The organism is Clostridium sp. ETTB3, assembly GCF_053571985.1.
In genome coordinates this window covers 1,488,744-1,511,001 of record NZ_CP199832.1, presented here as the reverse complement: position 1 = coordinate 1,511,001, position 22,258 = coordinate 1,488,744, and the positions used below count along the sequence as shown (strand labels likewise).

Genomic DNA, 22,258 nt, shown 5'->3' with positions numbered 1-22,258 from the left:
CCTAAGCTTAAGACAAACATTTAAGGAGTACATTATGATTATTAATAAAGAATTTTATAACAGAAGTGCAGTAGATGTTGCTAAAGACTTATTGGGAAAAGTATTAGTAAGAGAAGTTGATGGTAAAATATTAAAAGGTAAAATAGTTGAAACAGAAGCTTATATAGGTGAAAGTGATAAGGCTTGTCATGCTTATAATGGAAGAAGGACTAAAAGAACTGAACCATTATATGGGGAGGGTGGTATATCTTATATTTATTTTATATATGGTTTATATCATTGTCTTAATGTTGTTACAAGAGAGGAAAATGTTGCTGAAGCAGTTTTAATAAGAGCATTAGAACCATTAAATGAATTTGATTATATTTCTCAAATTAGATATAAAAAGGATTTTAATGAACTTACAAAAACTCAAATTAAAAATTTAGCTAATGGGCCATCTAAATTATGTTTAGCATATTTAATAGATAAAAATTTAAATGAATATAAATTATATGAAAAAGGTGAGCTTTATATAGAAGAACATGAAAGTGAAGATTTTGAAATAGTTGAAACAAAAAGAATTGGAATAGACTATTCAGAAGAAGCAAAAGATTTTTTATGGAGATTTTATATAAAAAACAATAATTTTATATCAAAAAAATAACTAATTTAATTAATTTTAAAATAAAGTTTTAGTTTAGTGAAGATAAAAAGAAGGGGTAAAAATGAAGGTAGCATTAATTGCACATGATAAGAAAAAAGAAGAAATGGTTAACTTTGCAAAAATGAATGAGAAAAGATTATCTCATTTAGAGTTATATGCAACTGGTACAACGGGATTAAAAATAATGGAAAATACTAATTTAGAGATTCATAGATTAAAAAGTGGACCTTTAGGAGGAGATCAACAAATTGGAGCTTTAGTATCTGAACAACAAATTGACTTAGTAATATTTTTAAGAGATCCATTAACATCACAACCACATGAACCAGATATAAATGCATTATTAAGACTTTGTGATGTTTATGAAATTCCTCTTGCAACAAATGTTTCAACTGCTCAATTAGTATTAGATGCATTGCATAAATAAAAACAGTATATTTTAATATTTAGTAAAAAAAGAATTTCATTTGTTAATTAATAACAAGTGAAATTCTTTTTTTGTGTATAATGTTCATTAAATAATGATACATTTACAATATTAGTATAGTTAAATAAGTAATAATATATTCATGAAATTATAAAAGTGTGCAAAAAAATTAAATATATAAATAATAAATTTAAAATATGAAACTTAAGATGAATAAATAAATAAGCATAAAAACTATGAAATTTTCATAGAATTTTTTAAGAACAATATTAGGGGATAATTAAGAAAAAGTTTAATATGAGTGTAAAAGTAGAATTATTTTCAGGATTTTTAGGTGCTGGAAAAACACAGTTAATAAAAAAGCTTATAGAAGAGGGATATTATAAGGAAAATATAGCTATTATTGAAAATGAATTTGGTGAAGTAAGCATTGATGGAACTATTTTAAAAAGAACTAATACTTTAGTTAGAGAAATTAATGCTGGATGTATATGTTGTCAGGTAATAGGTGATTTTAAGGAATCAATTTTAGATGTAGTTGAAAATTGTAATGTTGATAGATTAGTAGTTGAGCCTACTGGTGTTGCTAAATTAAGTGATATAAAAAAGGCATTTGAAGATGAAGATTTAAAAAATATAGCTGAGGTAGAAAAGTCAATAACTGTAGTTGATGCAGAAAAATTTAATTTATATTTATCTAATTTTAAGAGCTTTTTTGATAATCAAATAAAAAATGCTGATATTATAGTTTTAAGCAGAACTCAAAATATATCAACAGAAGAAGTAAATAAAATCAATGATGAAATAATAAAAATGAATAAAGATGCAATAATTATAAGTAAGGATTGGAAAACTACCAAGGCAGAAGAATTAATACCAAAAAAATTTATTATAAGGCAAAAAGAAATTAAAAAAGATAAACCTATATTTAGAAGAGAAGGATTAAAAAAGACTTCAGTTAAGAAAAATGAAGAAAAGTTTGAAAGCTTTGCGCTTAAGATAGATAGAAAAGTATCTAAAGATGAACTTTTAAGTAAATTTAATTTTATAAAAAATAGCCTTGAATTTGGACAAATAGTAAGGGCAAAAGGTATTGTTGAAACTAATAATGGTAAGGAGCAATTTGATTATACTTTATCAGAAATAAGTATGGAAAAGATAGTTTATATGGGAGAATCAGTTATTTCTTTTATTGGTACAAATTTAAATAAAGATAAGATAAAAAAATTCTTTTTATGATTTTGTAGCAAGAAGGTGAAATTATGAAGGTTGGTATTGAGGTAGTTACAGGATTTTTAGGGGCTGGTAAGTCAGCCTTTATTAATTCATTGATAAAAACAACAAAGGCAGTTGGAGAAAAAATAATAGTTTTAACTTGTGAAATTGGAAATGTAAAAATAAAAGAGTTTAAGGAGAAGGATTTATTTGTTAAACATATAAACTTTATGGAAGATAATGCTGAGCTTGATAAAAATATATATGAAATAATAAATGAGTACAAGCCACATAGAATAATAATTGAATATAATGGAACAGAAACATTGGAGTATTTATATAAATGTATATTTGATAATAAAATAGGAAAACTTATAAAGCTTAATACAATGTATTTTGTATGTAATGGTGAAAGTATAAATTTTTATATTAAAAATATGGGTGAAATATTACTTCCTTTTATACAAAACAGTGATGTTATTGCAGTAAATAATTGCAGTAATTTAAATGAAAGAGATTTAGAAGAAGGTATTAATATTTTAGAAGCATTAAATCATAAGGCACAAATAATTATAGTTAATGATAATAATAATTTTGAGGAAGCTTTAAATAAAAGTAATTTGATTGAAAGTGATTTTTTAAGAAACATTAGAGTAAAATTGATGGATTATATGAGAAAGTAAGTTAGCAGGTGGTAAGGTGAGTATAAGTAAATTTGAGTCTTGGATATGGAATTATCTTGGGATAATTGTAGAAGCATTGCCTTTTTTACTAATAGGTGCAATAATATCAGCAGTTATTCAAATTTATGTTTCTGATGAATTCATAAAAAAAATAATACCTAAAAACAGCATCATAGGATATTTTATAGCTGCGATATCAGGAATATTTTTTCCTATATGTGAATGTGCAATTATCCCTATTACAAGAAGTTTAATAAAAAAGGGATTGCCTATAGGAGTGGGGGTTACTTTCATGTTAGCAGTACCAATAGTTAATCCAGTTGTAATTATGTCTACATATTATGCATTTCCTAATAACATAAATGTTGTTATTTATAGAACTATCGGAGGTGTAATAGGTGCATTAATAATTGGTTTGTTAACTGGAGTAATATATGATAAAAAGAAGAAAGAAGAAATAATAAAAGATGATACAGTAGGACTTTATTGTGATTGTTGTACTTATAGTAATAATTATTATATTTCATTAAAGGGAAAAATTAAAAATTTAATATTAAATGCATCTAATGAATTTTTAAATATTAGCATTTATTTTATTTTAGGAGCATTTATATCAAGTATATTTGTTACATTTATGCAAGATAATTTAATAAACAATATTACATCAGGAAAAAGCATAGGAATAATAATTATGATGATTTTAGGATTTTTACTTTCATTATGCTCAGAAGCAGATGCTTTTGTTGCACGAGGATTTTTAGATAATTTTGGAGTTGAAGGAGTTATAGCTTTTTTAATTTTAGGTCCAATGATGGATTTAAAAAATTTAATATTATCTTTTGGATTCTTTAAGAAGAAATTTGTAATTCAACTTTTGGGAATTATTATCTTAATAGTATTTCTAATATGTTTAATTGTAGTTTAATATTTTAAATTAAAATAATTTTATAATATAAATAATGATTATTGTCTTTGTTTTATATGGGGGAATTATGAGAAAATTTAATGTTGATGAATTAATATGGTTTATAATTTTAACATTACTTTCAGTCTCTATTATTTTTTTAATAAAGAGTGGAAATATTACTAATTTTGTAGGTGCAGATATGATAAAATATTTTTATGTAAGTATTGTTATTTTAATGTTATTTGCATTTATTCAGTTTGGAAGAATATTTACAATTAAAAGAAGAATGGAAATAACAAATAAGTTCATACCTTTAACATTTACATTATGTATTGGAGTAATTTTATTTTTTTTAATTCCTTTATTAAAAAATGATGATATAAATAATAACTTAGGACTTACTAAAACAGAAGATACAATAGTAATCACAAATGATAACTATGAAATATTAAATAGTATAAATGAAAACAAGAAAGAATTTGAAGGTAAAAGGCTTATATTTTTAGGATATATAGATAAAAGTGAGGAATATCATGACTATATTGTTGTTTCAAGATTAGCAGTAAGTTGTTGTCAAGCAGATAAAGAAAAAATGTCAATAAGAGTTAAAGGCGTAGATGAAAACTTAGAAAATGGACAATGGATAAGTATAAGTGGAAGTATTTGTTTTGATTCAGGTTTTTACATTTTAGCTCATGAATATAAGATTCAAAATGAACCTAAAGATATATATTATCATAATAACCTTTAGGGTTGTTCTTTTATTAGAAACTTGATATTATATAGGTTATGGACATTAGGGTTGTGTTAAAAATGTTTAATAAAAATAAAAAGGTGGGATGAATTAATGGAATTGCCAAAGATTAAAGTGGCAGATTTTGAGGGGCCTTTTGATTTATTACTGCACCTTATTAAAAAAAATAAGATGGATATATATAATGTAGAGATATATAAAGTTACAAATCAATATTTAGAATATCTTAATACTAGAAAGGTGATGGATCTAGAAATTACTTCTGAATTTATAGTAGTTGCAGCTACTTTAATAGAAATAAAATCTAAAAATTTACTTCCAAAAGTAAAAGTTGAGGAAGAAGAAAATGAAGAAGATATTGAAATAAAATTAATGGAACGATTGATTGAATACAAAAGATTTAAGGCAGTTTCAGAATTTTTTAATGATAAGTATGTAAGTTCAGGAGAAGTCTTTAGTAAAAAGCCAGAAGTTATTGAAGAAATAAAACCTGAAAAAGTGGATAATGATGATATATTTAAAAATATTACACTTTTAGATTTATATAATATTTATAATAAAATATTAGAAAACTATAGAGAAAAACAAAATAAGGTTAATGTAGTACAAAAGAAGATATATGTAGATAAGTATAAGGTTGAAGATAAAATGGAGGAGCTTTTAAAAAAATTTAATTCTGTTGAAGTAATTGAATTTAATAATTTAATGAAAGAAAGCTCATGTAAGCTTGAAACAGTAGTAATATTTTTAGCTTTATTAGAATTAATAAAAATAAGAACTATCCAAGTTTTCCAAGATGAAAACTTTTCAAATATACTTATTAAGAGGAGGAGAGATATTGAGTAACATTGATGTTAAGCAATATGAGTTTAATGAATTATCGAGAAAGTCAGATATAAAATCAGCTATAGAATCAATGCTATTTGTAAGTGGAGAACCTTTGCCATTAAGAGAAATAAGTAATAATTTAGAGCTTAAAGAAAAAAATGTGTTGGAAATACTTCAAGAAATGACTACTGAATATGAAGATAAAAGTAGAGGAATAAGGTTGATTAGCTTAGATGAAGCTTATCAATTAGTAACTAAAAGTGAAAACTCAGAATTTGTTCAAAAGTTATTAAAAAAGAATAAGAAGCACTCATTATCACAAGCTTCTATAGAAAGTTTAGCTATAATAGCATATAAACAACCAATAACTCGTATAGACATAGATGAAATAAGAGGAGTTAAATCTGAATCAGCTATTACAAGATTAGTTGAAAGAGGTTTAATAAAGGATGTTGGAAGATTAGAAGTTCCAGGTAGACCAATACTTTATGGAACAACAGATGAATTTTTAAGACAATTTGGACTTAAAACAATAAAAGAATTACCATCTTTAGATTTATATGGTGATGAAGGTGTCCAAAGCTCAATGGATTTATTAAATAAAGCAATTGAAGATATAGATTTAGAAGAAAATAAAATTTTAAAACAAGCTTCAAAAAATGAAGAAGAAGCTGCTATAGATGAAGAAAAATAAATCAATTTATAAGTTTATTTTAATAAAGAGAAAAGCTGTATCAAATTTAATTAATATTTGGTACAGCTTTTAATTTTATAAATCTAAATCATCATTCTTTTCTGTAGAATCTTTTTTATTAAACAGACCTTTAATTAAGTCTATAAATTGAGGAACGGAATCAACAATTCTATCAACAGTAGTATCATAATCAATAGGTTGTAATCTTACAGAACTATCTTTTACAATTAGAAATGCTATTGGTTTTACACTAACACCAGCACCAGAACCACCACCAAATGGATAGTTCTCATCACCATTTCTTATAGCTACATGTTCTCCAAATTCACTTCCTCCAGAAGCAAAACCAAAAGTAACCTTAGAAATAGGAACAATAGAAGTTCCATCACTAGTTTCGACTATATCTCCAACCACAGTGTTAACATCTATCATATCTCGTAAATTCTCCATAGTACTTCTCATCAAATTTTCTAATTCATGTTTATCAGCCATAATAATCCCAATATAAAGGGATTCACCTCCTATTTTTATTAAATGATTTTAAAATAATAAAACATATATAAATAATTTTAGCTAAATTAAAGGTAATTATACTGTTTAAAGTAAGTTCAAAAAGTATTTTATCCTTAAAAACAGGCTTAAAATCATTTTTATATTTTTTCACCTTAAAGATAATAGAAAATATATTTAATAGCAGTGGGTTAAGATTATAAAGCAATCCAAAGGCAATAGCAGTATTAGCAGCATCACCAAGTGAATAAATAGTTGTGCTATTAAAGTTTAAAGTAGGCTTAAACTTATTATGAATAAGGTTGTTATAAAGTTTTTTTAATGATATTTCTTTAGATTTAACTTTTTTATTGGAAGAGTCATTATCATCATTATTTTCTATTGTTTTTTTAGTTTTCTTTTCTTCTAGTTTGTTTAATTTTTTTTTATTAATTAAGTTTCTTATTATTCCATCTTCATTAGATAATAAATTTAAACTATAAAATTTTATATAAAACTTATCTTTAGAAATATATAAGTGAAAACTAAGAGGAATTGGAATAAAGAAAATTAATACTATAACAACAATAATTATAAGAATATGCATAATTACCCTCTCCTAATCTTTTTTAGTATTGCCATAAATTTTAAATATAAATCATAAAAATTTAATAAATAGGTTTAAAATTTTTAGATAATGAAAATACTATACATGTAAGGAGAAAATAGGAGTGATACAAATGAAAAATTTTAAAATCCTAGGAGTAACTTTAAGTTTGTTTTTTATTTTAACAGATTTATTTGGTTATTGTGTTTATGCACAAAGTTTTGAAGAAGATGAGGATAATGATTTAGCTATAATTGAAGAAGATGATGATTATAATACAGATGATGTTAATATAGAAAATTTATTAAATAGTATTAGAGTTAATGCAAGATGTGCCATAGCAATGGATAGTAAGACAAAGCAAGTTTTATTTGAACAAAATGCAGATGAAATAGTGCCAATGGCAAGTACAACAAAAATCCTTACAGCCTTGATTGCCATAACTCAAGGAAATTTAGATAAAGAAGTAACAATAAGCAAAAATGCATCATCTATAAGAGGCTCAAAAGTTAAATATGCTGCAGGAGAAAAAATAAAATTAAGAGAATTATTATATGGACTATTATACAAGTCTGGCAATGATGCAGCTATTGCAATTGCAGAAGATATAGGGGGAAGTATAGAAGGATTTGCTAATATTATGAATGACTATGCAAGAAGCTTAGGATTAATTAATTCTCATTTTGAAAGTCCTCATGGATTAGATAGTCCAAAGCATTATACATGTGCCTATGATTTAGCTTTATTAACTACAAAGGCAATGGAAAATAAAACATTTTGTGAAATATGTGGAACAAAAACTATATTAAAAGATAATTCTGGATTTACAAGGGATTATAATAATATAAATAAAATTTTGTATAAAATTCCAGAAGCAAATGGCGTAAAGACAGGATATACAGGTCAAGCAGGAAAATGCTTAGTTTCATCTATTAAACATGCAGGAAGAAATATTGTAATAGTTGTTTTAAATTGTAGTGATAGATGGAATGTTACAGAACAAATTTATAAATATGTTGTAGATAATTATTGCTTTAAAGCAGATAATATGAAAGATGTTTTAAAGTCATCAGAATTTATAAATTTGGGAACTATAATTCAAGATACAGATTTTGAATATGGTTTTAAAGGTGAAGGTTCTGTGGAAGTTGAAGTATTTAATACTTTATTAGATAAAAAAAATGGAGATATAATAGGGAAAATTGCATTAAATAATAGTGGAGATGAACTATTAAAAAAGGCATTAATTTGTGATAAAGATATTTCACAAAGAGAATTTGAAAAATTATTTCAATTAGAAGGCACTAATAATTAGTGCTTTTTTCTTTTAATGTATATAAATATGGTATAAAATAACTATATAGATATTGAAAAATATATGTTAAGTATTTAAAAATGGAGGAAAGTGTTTTGAGTAAAACTATAGTAAAAGATTTAAAAGTATTAGCAAAAACAAATTTTTTGAGTTTATATAATGCAGATTATATAAATAAAGGTGGAAAAGAAAAGACTTGGACAATTGCTACAAGAAAAAGCAAGGAAGCATTAGAGGAACAGTTTTTTCAAGGAAAAGAAGATAAAATGGATGCTGTTGTTATCTTAGCTTATCATAAAGAGGAAAAGAAGTTAGTTGCAATTAAACAATTTAGAGTTCCTTTAAATAATTATGTTTATGAACTTCCAGCAGGGCTAATAGATAATAATGATGATATAATTTCAACAGTTGAAAGAGAGTTAAAAGAAGAAACAGGATTAAAACTAGAAGAGGTAATAGAAAATAAGATAGGAAATAAGCTTTATTTATCTCCAGGAATGACAGATGAATCTGTAGCTTTAGTTTATTGTACATGTTCTGGAAAAATATCTACAGAAAATTTAGAAGAAGATGAAGATATAGAAACTATATTATTATCTAAAGAAGATGCAATAAAAATATTAAATAGTAATGAAAGATGTGATATAAAGTTCTTTATGGCATTACAAAACTTTATTATTAATGGTGAAGAAATATTTAAATGATTTAAAAAAATATCAAAAATAATAATTAAATTAACTATAGTGTAAAAAAATAAAAATGATAAAAATTTTTTTGAAAAAAGTTTTATTATTTGTTTACTAAATTATATTTGCATGTTATATTAATAGAAACTTAAAAGATTATTCTAATATTATTTATATTAGAATAATCTTAGATATAACAGAAGAAAAATATTCGGAAAAACATTGGGAGGAAAGAAAATGAAAAAAAATGAATATGGATTATTTACTGCCATAACAATGATAGTTGGAATTGTTATAGGATCAGGAATATTCTTTAAAAGTGATAATATTCTTATTGCTACCGGTGGAAGTATAGCTTTAGGGGTATTAGTATTTTTTATAGCAGCTATAGCTATAATATTTGGAAGTTTAACTATATCACAATTAGCATCACGAAGTTCAAAGGAAGGTGGATTAATTTCATATGCAGAAGAATATTATAATAAATCTACTTCATGTGCTTTTGGATGGTTTCAAACATTTTTATATTTTCCAACATTAATATCAGTAGTTTCTTGGGTTGCTGGAATTTATATATGTATCTTATTTGGAATTGAAGGAACATTAGAAATTCAAATGTTAATTGGTTTATTAATAATGATATTTTTATTTGTAATGAACACTTTATCAGCAAAGTTAGGAGGCTTATTCCAAAATGCTTCAACAATAATGAAACTTGTACCATTAGTATTAATATCAATTGCTGGATTAATATTTGGTGATACAAGTAATATTTCATTAAGTGATATTACTGCAATGAAGTCTACAGGTTGGATTGCGGCAATAGCACCAATTGCATTTTCATTTGATGGATGGATTGTTTCAACTTCAATATCACATGAAATAAAAGATTCAAAAAGAAATTTACCAAAAGCACTTATAATAGCTCCAATATTCATATTAATAGTATATGTTTTATATTTTATTGGAATAAGTATATATATCGGGCCAGAAACAATTATGAGCTTAGGAGATGCACACGTTGATTTAGCTGCAAACAATTTATTAGGTCCTTGGGGGGCAAAAATTGTATTAATATTTGTTATAATTTCAATTATGGGTACTATTAATGGGATAATATTAGGGATGATTAGATTGCCACATTCTTTAGCATTAAGAAATATGTTCCCTAAATCAAAAGAAATAATCAAAATAAATGAAAAATTATTAATGCCAGTTAACTCTGCAATAGTTGCATTTATTATAAGTTTTGTTTGGTTTATTGTTCATTATGTAACAACTAAGTTTGAATTATTACCAAATTCAGATATATCTGAAATTTCTATAGCAATGGGTTATACATTATATATCCTTTTATATGTTAAAGTAATTCAACTAGGAAATAAAGGTGAAATTACTGGGGTGTGGAACTCTAAAATAAACCCTGTATTAGCAATAATAGGATCATTAATAATATTATTTGGAAGCATGGGTAACCAATTATTTTGGTTATATGCAGCTGTTTGTTTATCAATAATATTAGCAGCAATTTTATTCTGGAAAAAAACTGAAAAAACAATAGAAGGTTGTTTAGAATAGTTAAAGTACACAATTATATGTTTTAATTCATATAATTGTGTGCTTTTTTATTATATTAAAAAGTAGAAAATTTTATATAATGGGCGATTTATAGTAACAAAACAAATTTATTGAAATAATCTATATAGTGTATAGTATTAATTAAGGAGTCAAGATGTTTAAGGAGACAATTGATTGTATAGATGCAGGTTCTGAATTTTGTCCTTGTCATTTAGCTGAAAGTGGTGAATGTATACTTTGTTCACAATTACAAGGAAGTCATTTTTGTGATTGTCTAAATTGGAAAGGAGTTTGTATTTATCAAGAACTTTATAATAATGGTAATAAAGCTAAGGAGCAAAGAAAAACTTATACTTGCAAGGTATGTGAAAAAGTGTTGTGTCAAGATGATGTTCTTTTAATTAAATTTGAAGCACCACATAAATTAGTAATAGATTTAGCAAGACCAGGAAGCTTTATTTTTATAAGAAGTAATGAAGATGTTTATTTTGATGTTCCTATTTCTATTTTAGAATCTGATATTGAAACAAATATTATTTCCATAATGATAGAAATAAGGGGAGTTAAAACAAAGCAATTATTAAATATTGAAAAAGGAGGACTAATAACTATTAGAGGTCCTTATTGGAATGGAGTATTTGGATTAAAAAACATAGGAAAACAAAAAGATAATGATACTTTAGTAATTGCAAGAGGCATTGGAATGGCTCCTATGATTCCAGTAGTACAAAGGCTTGTGCAAAATGGAAATAAAGTTACTGTAATATTAGACAAATCACCTTTTAAGGACATTTATATAATGGAATGGTTAAATAAATTAAATATAGTTCCTCAAGAAATGAATTTAATTGAAAAGGGAAAGTTATCTCCTGAGGCTAAGGTAGCTATTAAATCTATAGTTAAATATAATAATATATCTTTAGTTCATATCGCAGGGGCAGATATATTAACTTACAATATTATAGAATATTTAGATTCTTTAGAAAGGCAAGATATTGATTTATCTTGTTGTAATAATTTTAAAATGTGTTGTGGAGAAGGTGTTTGTGGAGCATGCACAGCAAGATTTTCAGGTCATAGAGTAAAAAGATTCTGTAAAGTACAGGCTAGTCCAAGAGCTATATTTGAGGGGAGGAGATTAATATGAAGGTAATAATAATAGGTGGAGGATGGGCTGGATGTGCTGCAGCTTTAACAGCAAAGAAAGCTGGGGCAGAAGTCCATATTTATGAAAAAACAGATCTTTTACTTGGGCTTGGAAATGTTGGCGGAATAATGAGAAATAATGGACGTTATACAGCGGCAGAAGAATTAATTGCTTTAGGTGGTGGAGATTTAATTAAGTTAACTGATAAATGTGCAAGACATAAAGATATAGATTTTCCAGGTCATAAACATGCAACTTTATATGATGTAAATAAAATCGAAGGAGTGGTAAGGGATTATTTAAAGGAAAAGGGAATAAACCTCCATATGGAAAAAAGAGTGATGGATGTTGATTTTGAAAATAATAAGATAAATGGTCTTTTATTAAGTGATTATACCTATGTTAAAGGAGATGTATTTATAGAAACTACTGGTACTACAGGTCCAATGGGAAATTGTTTAAGGTATGGAAATGGATGCTCTATGTGTATTTTAAGATGTCCTGCTTTTGGACCAAGAATAAGTATTAGTGCAAGATGTGGAGTTTCTGATATTCAAGGAGAAAGAAATGATGATGTACTTGGTGCTTTTTCTGGATCTTGTAAACTTGCTAAGGAAAGTTTGTCTGATGATATAAGGAATAAGTTAGATAAGGATGGAGTTGTTGTATTAAGGGTTCCAGCTGAGGATATTAATTATGGTAAGCTTAATACTAAGGTATGTCAACAATATGCATTAAAGGAATTTGCGGAAAATGTAGTGTTGTTAGATACTGGACATGCTGTATGGTTGGATTTGCAATAATTGGAATGAATCTGGAAGTAGAGAATCTACTTTTTTTCTACGTCTCCACTTCCAATGAAATATACTGTTACATCTTGAGTATTACCATCCCATAGAATCTTATCTACTAAAACACCTATTAGAAGTCTTTGTTCATTAGAATCTAGTTCTCTTATATCAGCACACTTTTCTAGTAAGCTTTCTATAAAGACTAGGTCTAATTTCTTATAGTTTGAATCTTCTATCTCTTTTGATATTTCATCTAGTTGTTTCTGTAACTCTTGCATTTCATTTTTAGCGGATCTTATTCTTTGTATTATTATATCGTCTAGATCATCAGCAACTGCTAATTTATCTACTAGATTGTTTAGAATTTTTTGTTTGGCATACATTTCTTTTTGAATTGCATTTTGCTTTAGTTTTACATCTTTATTTTTCTTTACTGCGTCATTTTTCCTTTTTAAGCTTTGGATATAGCTTTTCTTATTTTTGCCTAGATTTTCTAGCTCTAGGAGTAATAAATTTTCTACCTCTTCTACCTTTAAATTTTTATTTTTGCATAGTTCACTTTTTGATTTCTTTTTTAATGAGCAGGAGTAGTAGTATTGTCTTTTTCCTGTATCTTTTTTTATATTTCCATGAACTACCTGCATGTAGTTATTACAGTGAGCACAATAAATTTTTCCAACAAGTTTTGCATTGTGGGTTCTTGCCTTTTTAGGGAAAGAACCTCTATTGCCCTTAAATTGCTCTTGGACTGCAATCCATTTATCTGCATCAATTATGCCAGGGCAATCACTTATTGCAGCTATCCAATTTTCTTTATCATTTGATATTTTAGTTGTTTTTCCGTTTCTAGTTACTTGCTTTGTCTTATTGTAGCTAAGATAGCTATGTTTGCCATCAGGTTCACCATATACATTCCATCCGTCATCCTCAAGCCACCTCTTAAGTTCAGGGGAGCTTATTGCATAAACAGGATTGCTTAAGATTACCTTTAATGATGTTTTTTCAAGAAGGATATTTCTATTTGATTTAATGTTGTGAGAAGCAAAGTAAACTTCTGTCTTATGTAATGATCCTTCTCTTAGATAGGTATCATAAATTAAGTTAACTAATTGTAGTTCTTCATCATTTTTTACAAGCTTAACTAATTTTCTTTCATTACCTTCTTCATCAATATAAGAGGAGCTTTCACTATTAAAGCCAAGTGGAGTTCTACCTCCAGACCATTTTCCTGACTTAGCTAGTTCAACCATATTATCCTTTACACGCTCAGCAATGGTTTCACGCTCTAGTTGGGCAAATACTGATGCTATGTATATCATAGCCCTTCCCATTGGGGTAGTTGTATCAAATTGTTCCTTAATACTTATAAAGTCAACTCCATAACTTTGAAGCTCTTCTAAGGTAGTTGAGAAGTCTGATACATTTCTACTAATTCTATCAAGCCTATAGCAGATTAAAATATCAAATTTTTCTTTTTTTATATCACTAAGAAGCTTTTGGAACCTTGGCCTGTTTATATTTACACCAGAAAATCCTTCATCTTCATAAATGATATATTCAAGGTCATTATCTATATAATGAGTCTCTATATAGTCCTTACACATTTGGATTTGGTTTACTATGGAATCACCTTTTCCTGTATATTTACTTTTTCTTGAGTAAATAGCAATTTTCATATAATCACCTCGGTTTAGTATATGCAATATTATCATAAATTAAATATATTTTAGTTTTATTTTAATAAGTTCTATGGGGAAATTTTCTATAGTAGCCATTTCTTCAATTGTATTATGTTTATATTCATGTTTCTCTTAGTAGACTTTATAAATAGTAAAAAGCTAACTCAAAAAGAAATGGATAAAAAGTTAGGATACCCTGAGCTATTATTCTAAGATTGAACTTGGACTAAAAAATCCAAGCTATAATTTTATGGAGAAATTTAAAGCTAACTTTGGTCATGAATGTATTTATGAGATTTTTTTAGAAGAAATAACACATAACGTGTGATTATGTATTTCAGTGTAACAAGAAGAAGTGTACAAGCATAGTATAGATTATTAATTTATAGGAGGCGAGATAGTGACGATTACATGTATTTATCCAGAGGATATGAGTATTTTAGAAAACAAGTTAATAGATACATTAACAGATATTGCAATACAAAAGTTTACTTCTGAGGAAATAGATTTAATTGTTGATTATCTTGAAGAAAATGATTGTAAGTACTTCGATTAACTTATGAAAAATTGGCTAATTAGCCTTAAGCAATAAGGATTAATTTTAATGAAGAGTTACATTGAAAATATAAAGTTTGAAATAGAGATTTTAAGCAATATGATGATTTGGATTAGGGTTGATTTCAGTGCTCTTAAAGGTGAAGAGGTTACATGGTTGAATTAAGAGATATTAATACTTTGAAATTAGTTTTAGAACTAGAGTGAAGGGAATATGTAAAAGCCACATACCTTACAGAAGAAGAATTTAGTAAAATACAAGTTTCTAAAAATAGTGACAAGAATTTTAGATATATTAAAGGCTCTGGTCTACTTAAGATTTTGGAGATTAAAATATGAAAATAATATTTTTACAGGTAAAAAGACACATTGACAATCCGGCAAGATTAATCTCAATGTGTCTACATGAAAAGTTTAATAAAATTCTCTATTTTTATTAAACAATAGGGAATTTTCTCTGTAAATAAACTGTTTTTAAAGGTACTTAATTTAATGCCTTTGAGAGCTTGTAATAGGTATTATCTTTAGAACGTTATTTAAATTTAAGAAATAAAGTTATAGGGGTAAAGGGTATGGCTATTAGAGAGAAGAGGTTTCTATGTGGTAAATATTTAGAAGTAGAAATATATCCTATTTCTAAATATGAACAAAAGAAGAGTAGATCAAAGAAAAAGAAGGAGAGTAGAAAGGAACAAAAGAACCTAAATGATAAAAATGCAAGAAAGAATTTAAGAAGAAGAATTCATGTTAACTTTGATAATAGGGATTTAATAGTTAGCCTTAGTTATAATGCAGCTAATCTTCCAAATAGTGAAGAGGCTGCTATTCGTGATAGAAATAATTATATTAGGAGAGTTAAAAACTTTAGGAAGAGGAATGGGCTTGATGAATTAAAATATATAGCAGTTTTAGAATATAGAGAAGCTACAGATGATAAAAGAACAAAAACAAGAATACACCATCATATTATAATATCTGGCATGGATAGAGATAAGGCAGAAGAACTATGGGGAAAGGGCACAGCTAATGCAAATAGAATGCAAGCTAATGAACTAGGCTTTGAAGAATTAGCAAATTACCTTTCAAAGGATCCTAGAGGAAAGAAAAGATAGAGTCAATCTAAAAATATAGTTATACCATTGCCAAAGATTAATGATTATAAGTATTCAAATAAAAAATTATATGAGCTATCACAAAATCAAGGGGAAAGAGAAGTCTTTGAGAAGCTTTATCCAGGATTTATTTATACTGGACATGATGTTGCCTTTAATGATATTGATGGTGGGACTTATATTTATATAAAGATGAGAAGAATGGAGTAGGATATATAAAAAAATAAAAAATATCACTAAGTCTTGGAAAATAAGTTCGTGATAGGTTATAATTATATCATTAACTTTATGCTTACAAAGGGGGAGAAAATATGGCAATACTAAAAAATGAATTTATAACATTTTATAATGATGAAGTAAAGTACGATGGGAATAATGAAATTAGAGAAAAAAAGAAAAAACTAAAGGATGACTTTAAGAGTAAGTTCCCAACCAAATTTAAAGAAAAGTATGAGGAAGATATTAAGGTGGAAGAGATAAGATTTATAGATCAAGGTAGTTATAGTATAAATACCACTATTAATCATACTGATACAGCATTTGATATAGATGTAGCCACAATTATAGATTTAGATAAAAATAAGTATGATGATGTATTAGAGATTAAAGAGTTAGTAAGAGAGGCATTAAAAAACACAAATAGAGAACCGGAAATAAAAGAACCTTGTGTGACTGTAAAATATACTAAAGTAGGAGAAGAAAAGTATCATATAGATTTTCCAATATATGCAAAGTGTGGTGATAAGCTATATTTAGCTAGAGGTAAAGATCCAAATAAAGAAGAAGAGATAAAATGGGAAATTGCTGACCCTGAAGGATTAAGTGAGTATTTTAAGAAGGATCATCTGCAAATTGAAGGGTTAAATTTAGATGATGAAGAAAAAAAACAAAGGAAACAAAAGAGACGTATTATAAGATATATAAAGTGGTGGAAAGCAGAAAAATATGGAACTTCAAGACGAGATCACTCTATACCACCAAGTATAGCATTAACAATATTGGCATGTGAAAACTTTGAAAGTGTAAAGATTGATGGTGAGTATAATGATTTAAATGCATTATATAAAACAGTAAAAAATATAACAAGTGAATTATTTGAAAAAACAATTGATGAAGAAGGCAAAGAAGTTATTGATTTAATAGAATGTAAACTTCCAAAAGCTCCAGGCTCAGATTGTTTCTTTAAGATAAGAAATTCATATTCATATATAAAGACTTTTTACACAAGATGGACAACATTTGAATCAAATTTAAAGAAGGCAGTAGAAGAAGAAAATGAAAGAACGGCTGGGGAAATATTGGTGGGGATATTTGGAGATAAATTTCCGCTTCCAGAAGTCGATGAGGTAAATAGTGAAGATAGCTTTGCAAAATAAATATATTGAATATTTAAAAGAGTTAAACCACATTTCAAATGTTGAAGTTTTTGAAGCTGGAATTATAAAATTTACGTATAGGATAAATGAGAAAGAGTATAGTTTTCTATTTGCATCATTAGATGAATATAAGTTACCATGTGTTTTACTATGTAATTCTAAAGATGAAATATCAAATAAACCACATATGTTATATTTAGATAAAAATGAGCTTTTTTATTTATGCTTATCAATTAGAGAGGATATAAGTGTTAGAAATAAGGATTATAGAGAAATTATTAACTATACGCTAATTAGAATAGAAAAGTTAATGACTATGAGCCATGAAGAAGAGAGAAGAGAATTTAGAAAAGAATTTTTATATTTTTGGAATAAGTGCGCTGAAAATAAGAATAAAATTCAGTTATATATAAATTCTTCATCTCAGATAAAGGTACTAAAGCCATATAATAAGAAAGATATTGATATTTATATTGATGATGATATTAATATAAATGATATATTCCTAAAACAAGATTGCAAGACTAAAAAGAGTGTTATTTATATACCGTTAATAAACAGTAATCTAATTATGCCACCAGTAGGTGATAAAAAATGGTCTGCTGATGAAGTTAGATATATAATAAATAATTGTGTTAGTGAAGAAAATATAGAAACTTTAGAAAAATTAATTATAGTTAATAAAGAAGTGTTCTTGGTATTTGAAATGTATGTTCCAGGAGTTGTACCAATATCATTTGTGCTAAAACTTAAATTTAAGAGTAGTAAAAATAAAACAATATTATCTGGATTAGATGAAATAATGTTTATTGAATATTTGAAATCAGAAAGATGTGATACTGAATATTTATTTAGAAGAATTGGCGTAAAAAACAGACTGAGAGATAAGAAAATACTTATCGTAGGGGCAGGTTCACTAGGTAGTTATATAATTTCTGAGTTGCCTAAAATTGGTGTGAAAAACATAACAATTATTGATCCAGATGATATTAATATGGAAAATATAATGAGACATTCACTTGGAGCTAATTATTCAAACTATAGTAAAGTATTTAGTATGAAATTTGATTTAGAGTTAGAATATCCAGAGGTTGAAGTAAATATAAACAAGAGTAAGTTTAATGTTGATAATATGCAAGAGTATAATCTAAGTGAATATGATTTAATAATTATAGCTACTGGTGGAACTGATTATATGATAAAGCTAAATAAGGCATTTAAAGAACTTAAAATAGATACACCTGTTTTATTTACTTGGATTGAATCCAGAGGAATAGGTGTACATGCACTTGCGGTTAATTATAATAGAACTGGTTGCTTCAATTGTCTATATACCAATAGCGATACCAACAAAGCTCATTTTAGTAATAAGAATTACAAGGATGAATTAACAGGAACTGGGTGTGGGGGAGTTATTAATCAATATGGAAATATTGTATTATTAAAAGGTTCTGCAATGATATTAAATATAATATTAGATATGTTAAATTCTAATAAGATTAATGATAATATTTTATTTTCAGTAAAAACTTTGAATGAATATATATTTAATAACGGAGATATATCTTTAGGTGGAGATACATTGGCAAAAACTTCATATAAAAGTGAAGGATGTGAGATATGTGGAATTAAAATATAAGGTTGATGAAATTAATTTTATATTAAATGAAGTAGTAATTAAAAAATTAAATGAATTTAGACAAAAGCGTAATATTGATCCTGAAAGTGGAGGGTTATTGTTAGGAAGAACTGATATACATGGGAATACAAGAATTATAGATATAACAGTACCTTTAGAAGGTGATGTTCAATCTAGATTTATATTTTTAAGAAAAAGTAAAAAACATAAAGATATACTCAGGGAATCAAAAAAAAGATGCTTATATTTTAAAGGAAATTGGCATACTCATCCCGTTAAAGTTCCAAAACCTTCTTGGACAGATATCATTTCATGGAAAAATACTTTAAAAAAGTCTAAACCAGGAGAAAGTATGTATTGTTTTTTTATCATAATTGGAATAAAAGACATTAGGGTATGGTATGGAAATATATACACTAAAGAAATAAAGGAAGCAAATTTAATTCAATAGGTATTAGAAGGAGATAAAGATGAAATATAGATGGTTACATTTGTCAGATTTACACTCTTATTGTGATGGTATAAAAACAAAAGTAATGAGAGATGCGCTTATTGATGAGGTAGAAGAGTTAAATAATGAAGAAAAGTTTGATTTTATTATTATAACAGGGGATATAAGTGACAAAGACACTGGTTATGATTTAGCTGAAGAATTTATATTAGAATTAATTTACAGAATTGATATAAACAAACAAAATGTATTTATAATACCAGGAAATCATGATTTAAGTAGGAATATACCGGATAATAGAGGTAGTATAGTAAAAGAATTATGGGATAGTGGAATATTAGATGAAGAAAAAGAAATTAATAGTATAAAATCATTAATTAGTGCTCAAAATAATTTTTTTAATACGTATAAAAATATATTAAATAGAGATTATCCAAAAGAAAACGTACATTTTGTTGAGAGATTAATAGAAGGTGTAAATATTATTCACTTAAATACAGCGTGGATGTGTTATGATTCAGGAGTAGAAGACGGAAGAATTCATATTGGAATTAATAGTGTGTATAAGTGTTTAGAGGAAGTAAATAAAGATGAATTTAATATTGTAATAGGGCATCATAGATTAGAGGATTTAAATCCACAGGAAAGGAGTCATTTGAAATCAGTATTTAGGAGTAAAGGTATTGATATGTATTTAGGTGGTCATTGTCATCAAGCAGTTATTAAGCAAGATATGATTGCAAATATGGTATTGTGTTTTTGTAAACAAGCAAGAGCAGAGTTTGATGATTATCCAGCAGGATTTATTATAGGAAATATTGATGTTGATAACAATCAAAGTTATTACTTGTTTTATAATTGGAGTACAAAATTTGCAAAATGGATGTATGATTATTCGGTAGATGAAGCTAAACATGGTAAGTATTATTTAAAAGGGGAGAAGTATAATAAGGAAAGAACAAGAAAGCAAGACACTATTGTTGATTTAAAGCTTATGGGAATGCCTTTAGATTATGAAGATATAAAAAATAAATTTGGACTTCGTAATACTTCTAACTATAAGTTTGGACATAAAAATATCTATCTTAAAACAGATGATGAGTGGAAATTATACTTAAGTGAATTAGTAACTTTTTATGATTCTATAATAGCAAAAATAACAACTGATAATATTCATATATTTCCTATAGCCCAAATACCATTATTAATTTCATTGGGATATTTAATGCAAAATGATTCGCCAAATGTAAAAGTATATCAATATATAGAGAATGAATCAAAGTGGGTATATGATGAGAGCGATGATAATATAGAGATTAAAGAAGAATTTATTGATAGAAGTAGTGATATTTTAGCATTAGCATTACAAATAAGTTCAAGAATAAATAGTGAAGATATAGATCAAGTTATTGATAAAGATTATGACTTATTATCATTTAAAGTTGATAATCCGAAGCTGTCGTATTTAAACTACAAAGCTGATGTGTTAAGAGTGAAATCTATAGTTAAGAATAAACTAGATAGTATATATAATAACTATAAAGAAATTCATTTATTTATAGCAGCACCAGCAGGGGTATGTATAGAAATAGGAAGAATAATAAGATATAGTATGTATCCAGATACATTTGTATATAATTACAATAATACGGATAAAGTTCACTATAAAAAGGTTTGTAATTTAAAAAAATTGAGAGATATAAATTAAAAATGATTAACCAATAAAGATTATCTGAAGAAAAGCTTAATAATAAGGCATTGGATTTCTAATCCAATGCCTTTTGACTAGTTAAGATCCCATTTTGTAACTTCTCTTTGTACAACTTGAGCGCTGTATTTACTAATTAATGCACCTTTACTTGTTACAAAGATATTGCTTGCGATAATGGTGTCCATTAGGGCTATTACATCTGAGTTTGTAAGTCCAGGTTTTACATCTGAAATTGTAATTGAACTCTTTTCACCACTCTCACATAAAAAGACCATTTGTAATGAGTATTCCATGGTTTATCCTCCTTTCTATAAGATTTGGATTAATAAGCTAAGCGTTGTCTTCTAGCATAGAGATTTCATTAACTAAGGTGTATCTAGTTGGATTAGCTAACACTAATTTAATTGCATCTGCAACGGTTGCTAGAGCTTCTGGTGTAGCATCTCCGTTAATACCTGAAAAATTCTTTTTCTTGTATGATGGATTACCATCTTTATCAACACCGCTTTGTACTTCAATATTTAAAGTAGTTGTTTTTAATTCTTTTGAAGTTGCCATGTTATTCACCTCCTTGTAGCTTGGTATTTAATATATATGGTTTAAAAAGAAGAAATCAAAAGTTAATAATAAAATATAAAAAATCTGATAAACTTTTGGCCTATCAGATTTTTTATATTATGCGGCTTTGTCTTTTTCATCTTTTACAACAGCACCTAATTTTACTGAAACAATGGTATTTAATGTATTTATACTATTTGATAGTGAAATAAGTTGCTTTTCTAGTCTAATCAATAGATAGGCAGTAATAGCTATTGGGAAGCTAGTACTGACTATTAATGATATAAGAGCTAAATTTTTCATGATATCACCTCTAAATAATATATATGGTTTTGAAGCAGGGAGTATAGGTTGTTTGTTTATAAAAAAATAGATCAGTAAGTTTTCGTTTAAGCTAGAATAATCTTGGG

General features: G+C 26.5%; 25 protein-coding genes and 1 pseudogene. 20 read left to right on the top strand and 6 right to left on the bottom strand.

The window, feature by feature from the left end; translation table 11 throughout:
- Positions 1–34: 34 nt before the first annotated feature.
- From ACUN06_RS07425 to scpB, 8 genes are all read left to right on the top strand, one after another.
- Positions 35–646 carry a DNA-3-methyladenine glycosylase gene (locus ACUN06_RS07425; protein WP_412655748.1) on the top strand — a complete coding sequence of 204 codons (612 nt, stop codon included), beginning with the start codon at positions 35–37 and terminating at the stop codon, positions 644–646.
- 61 nt (positions 647–707) lie between these two features.
- Positions 708–1,073, top strand: coding sequence for a methylglyoxal synthase (locus ACUN06_RS07420; protein WP_291734314.1), 366 nt, complete (start codon positions 708–710; stop codon positions 1,071–1,073).
- A 297-nt stretch (positions 1,074–1,370) separates the two neighbouring features.
- Complete coding sequence (locus tag ACUN06_RS07415; protein ID WP_294367845.1) at positions 1,371–2,312, top strand: CobW family GTP-binding protein; 942 nt, start codon at positions 1,371–1,373, stop codon at positions 2,310–2,312.
- A gap of 23 nt (positions 2,313–2,335) precedes the next feature.
- Positions 2,336–2,971, top strand: a complete 636-nt coding sequence (locus ACUN06_RS07410; RefSeq protein WP_291734309.1) for a GTP-binding protein — start codon at positions 2,336–2,338, stop codon at positions 2,969–2,971.
- A gap of 16 nt (positions 2,972–2,987) precedes the next feature.
- Positions 2,988–3,896, top strand: coding sequence for a permease (locus ACUN06_RS07405; protein ID WP_294162458.1), 909 nt, complete (start codon positions 2,988–2,990; stop codon positions 3,894–3,896).
- A gap of 67 nt (positions 3,897–3,963) precedes the next feature.
- Positions 3,964–4,629, top strand: a complete 666-nt coding sequence (locus ACUN06_RS07400; RefSeq protein WP_291734307.1) for a TIGR03943 family putative permease subunit — start codon at positions 3,964–3,966, stop codon at positions 4,627–4,629.
- Positions 4,630–4,725: 96 nt separating this feature from the next.
- Complete coding sequence (locus ACUN06_RS07395) at positions 4,726–5,478, top strand: segregation/condensation protein A (RefSeq protein ID WP_291734305.1); 753 nt, start codon at positions 4,726–4,728, stop codon at positions 5,476–5,478.
- The gene (gene scpB, locus ACUN06_RS07390) at positions 5,471–6,154 is read left to right on the top strand and encodes an SMC-Scp complex subunit ScpB (RefSeq protein ID WP_449389558.1); all 684 of its coding nucleotides are present in this window, start codon (positions 5,471–5,473) and stop codon (positions 6,152–6,154) included. Before ACUN06_RS07395 ends, scpB begins: the two co-directional genes overlap by 8 nt.
- A 75-nt stretch (positions 6,155–6,229) precedes the next feature.
- Here scpB and ytfJ read toward each other — a convergent pair whose 3' ends face one another.
- Both ytfJ and ACUN06_RS07380 read right to left on the bottom strand, forming a co-directional pair.
- A complete protein-coding gene (gene ytfJ / locus ACUN06_RS07385; RefSeq protein WP_294397333.1) occupies positions 6,230–6,646 on the bottom strand; it encodes a GerW family sporulation protein in 417 nt (138 codons plus the stop codon).
- Positions 6,647–6,668: 22 nt separating this feature from the next.
- Entirely contained in the window at positions 6,669–7,250 is a 582-nt protein-coding gene (locus ACUN06_RS07380; protein ID WP_294124481.1) for a DUF2953 domain-containing protein, read from the bottom strand.
- A 133-nt stretch (positions 7,251–7,383) separates the two neighbouring features.
- On the opposite strand from ACUN06_RS07380, the gene ACUN06_RS07375 reads away from it, so the two are divergent.
- The 5 genes and pseudogenes from ACUN06_RS07375 to ACUN06_RS07355 all read left to right on the top strand — a co-directional run.
- A complete protein-coding gene (locus tag ACUN06_RS07375; RefSeq protein ID WP_294383610.1) occupies positions 7,384–8,565 on the top strand; it encodes a D-alanyl-D-alanine carboxypeptidase family protein in 1,182 nt (393 codons plus the stop codon).
- A 95-nt stretch (positions 8,566–8,660) separates the two neighbouring features.
- Entirely contained in the window at positions 8,661–9,269 is a 609-nt protein-coding gene (locus tag ACUN06_RS07370; RefSeq protein ID WP_294124479.1) for an NUDIX hydrolase, read from the top strand.
- 219 nt (positions 9,270–9,488) lie between these two features.
- The gene (locus tag ACUN06_RS07365; protein ID WP_302740444.1) at positions 9,489–10,829 is read left to right on the top strand and encodes an APC family permease; all 1,341 of its coding nucleotides are present in this window, start codon (positions 9,489–9,491) and stop codon (positions 10,827–10,829) included.
- 154 nt (positions 10,830–10,983) lie between these two features.
- Entirely contained in the window at positions 10,984–11,976 is a 993-nt protein-coding gene (locus ACUN06_RS07360; RefSeq protein WP_291736347.1) for a sulfide/dihydroorotate dehydrogenase-like FAD/NAD-binding protein, read from the top strand.
- A pseudogene (locus tag ACUN06_RS07355) lies at positions 11,973–12,758 on the top strand (FAD-dependent oxidoreductase); the annotation flags it as partial. The gene ACUN06_RS07360 and the pseudogene ACUN06_RS07355, both read left to right, overlap by 4 nt.
- 47 nt (positions 12,759–12,805) lie before the next feature.
- On the opposite strand, the gene ACUN06_RS07350 reads toward ACUN06_RS07355, so the two are convergent.
- Entirely contained in the window at positions 12,806–14,479 is a 1,674-nt protein-coding gene (locus ACUN06_RS07350; protein WP_449389557.1) for a recombinase family protein, read from the bottom strand.
- Positions 14,480–14,846: 367 nt separating this feature from the next.
- Between ACUN06_RS07350 and ACUN06_RS07345 the strand changes: the two genes are divergently transcribed.
- The 7 genes from ACUN06_RS07345 (at position 14,847) to ACUN06_RS07315 (ending at position 21,287) form a co-directional block, all read left to right on the top strand.
- Positions 14,847–15,002, top strand: coding sequence for a hypothetical protein (locus ACUN06_RS07345; RefSeq protein WP_022167717.1), 156 nt, complete (start codon positions 14,847–14,849; stop codon positions 15,000–15,002).
- A gap of 571 nt (positions 15,003–15,573) precedes the next feature.
- Entirely contained in the window at positions 15,574–16,113 is a 540-nt protein-coding gene (locus ACUN06_RS07340) for a rolling circle replication-associated protein (RefSeq protein ID WP_449389556.1), read from the top strand.
- Positions 16,114–16,140: 27 nt separating this feature from the next.
- Positions 16,141–16,323: a hypothetical protein gene (locus ACUN06_RS07335; protein WP_449389555.1), complete on the top strand. Its 183-nt coding sequence runs from the start codon at positions 16,141–16,143 to the stop codon at positions 16,321–16,323.
- Between the two features lie 101 nt (positions 16,324–16,424).
- On the top strand, positions 16,425–17,489 hold the full coding sequence (locus tag ACUN06_RS07330) for a cyclic GMP-AMP synthase DncV-like nucleotidyltransferase (RefSeq protein WP_294162784.1): 1,065 nt from the start codon (positions 16,425–16,427) through the stop codon (positions 17,487–17,489).
- The gene (locus ACUN06_RS07325) at positions 17,467–19,128 is read left to right on the top strand and encodes a ThiF family adenylyltransferase (RefSeq protein ID WP_449389554.1); all 1,662 of its coding nucleotides are present in this window, start codon (positions 17,467–17,469) and stop codon (positions 19,126–19,128) included. Before ACUN06_RS07330 ends, ACUN06_RS07325 begins: the two co-directional genes overlap by 23 nt.
- Positions 19,112–19,579 (top strand): Mov34/MPN/PAD-1 family protein, encoded by a 468-nt coding sequence (locus ACUN06_RS07320; RefSeq protein WP_294162780.1) that lies wholly within the window; start codon positions 19,112–19,114, stop codon positions 19,577–19,579. The genes ACUN06_RS07325 and ACUN06_RS07320 overlap by 17 nt, the downstream gene beginning before the upstream one ends.
- A gap of 19 nt (positions 19,580–19,598) precedes the next feature.
- The gene (locus ACUN06_RS07315; RefSeq protein ID WP_294162778.1) at positions 19,599–21,287 is read left to right on the top strand and encodes an SAVED domain-containing protein; all 1,689 of its coding nucleotides are present in this window, start codon (positions 19,599–19,601) and stop codon (positions 21,285–21,287) included.
- A gap of 77 nt (positions 21,288–21,364) precedes the next feature.
- Here ACUN06_RS07315 and ACUN06_RS07310 read toward each other — a convergent pair whose 3' ends face one another.
- The 3 genes from ACUN06_RS07310 to ACUN06_RS07300 all read right to left on the bottom strand — a co-directional run bounded on the left by ACUN06_RS07310 (position 21,365) and on the right by ACUN06_RS07300 (position 22,151).
- A complete protein-coding gene (locus tag ACUN06_RS07310) occupies positions 21,365–21,583 on the bottom strand; it encodes a DUF2922 domain-containing protein (RefSeq protein ID WP_449389553.1) in 219 nt (72 codons plus the stop codon).
- Positions 21,584–21,620: 37 nt separating this feature from the next.
- Positions 21,621–21,848: a DUF1659 domain-containing protein gene (locus tag ACUN06_RS07305; protein WP_449389552.1), complete on the bottom strand. Its 228-nt coding sequence runs from the start codon at positions 21,846–21,848 to the stop codon at positions 21,621–21,623.
- Positions 21,849–21,965: 117 nt separating this feature from the next.
- Positions 21,966–22,151, bottom strand: coding sequence for a YvrJ family protein (locus ACUN06_RS07300; protein ID WP_294124474.1), 186 nt, complete (start codon positions 22,149–22,151; stop codon positions 21,966–21,968).
- Between the last annotated feature and the right edge of the window lie 107 nt (positions 22,152–22,258).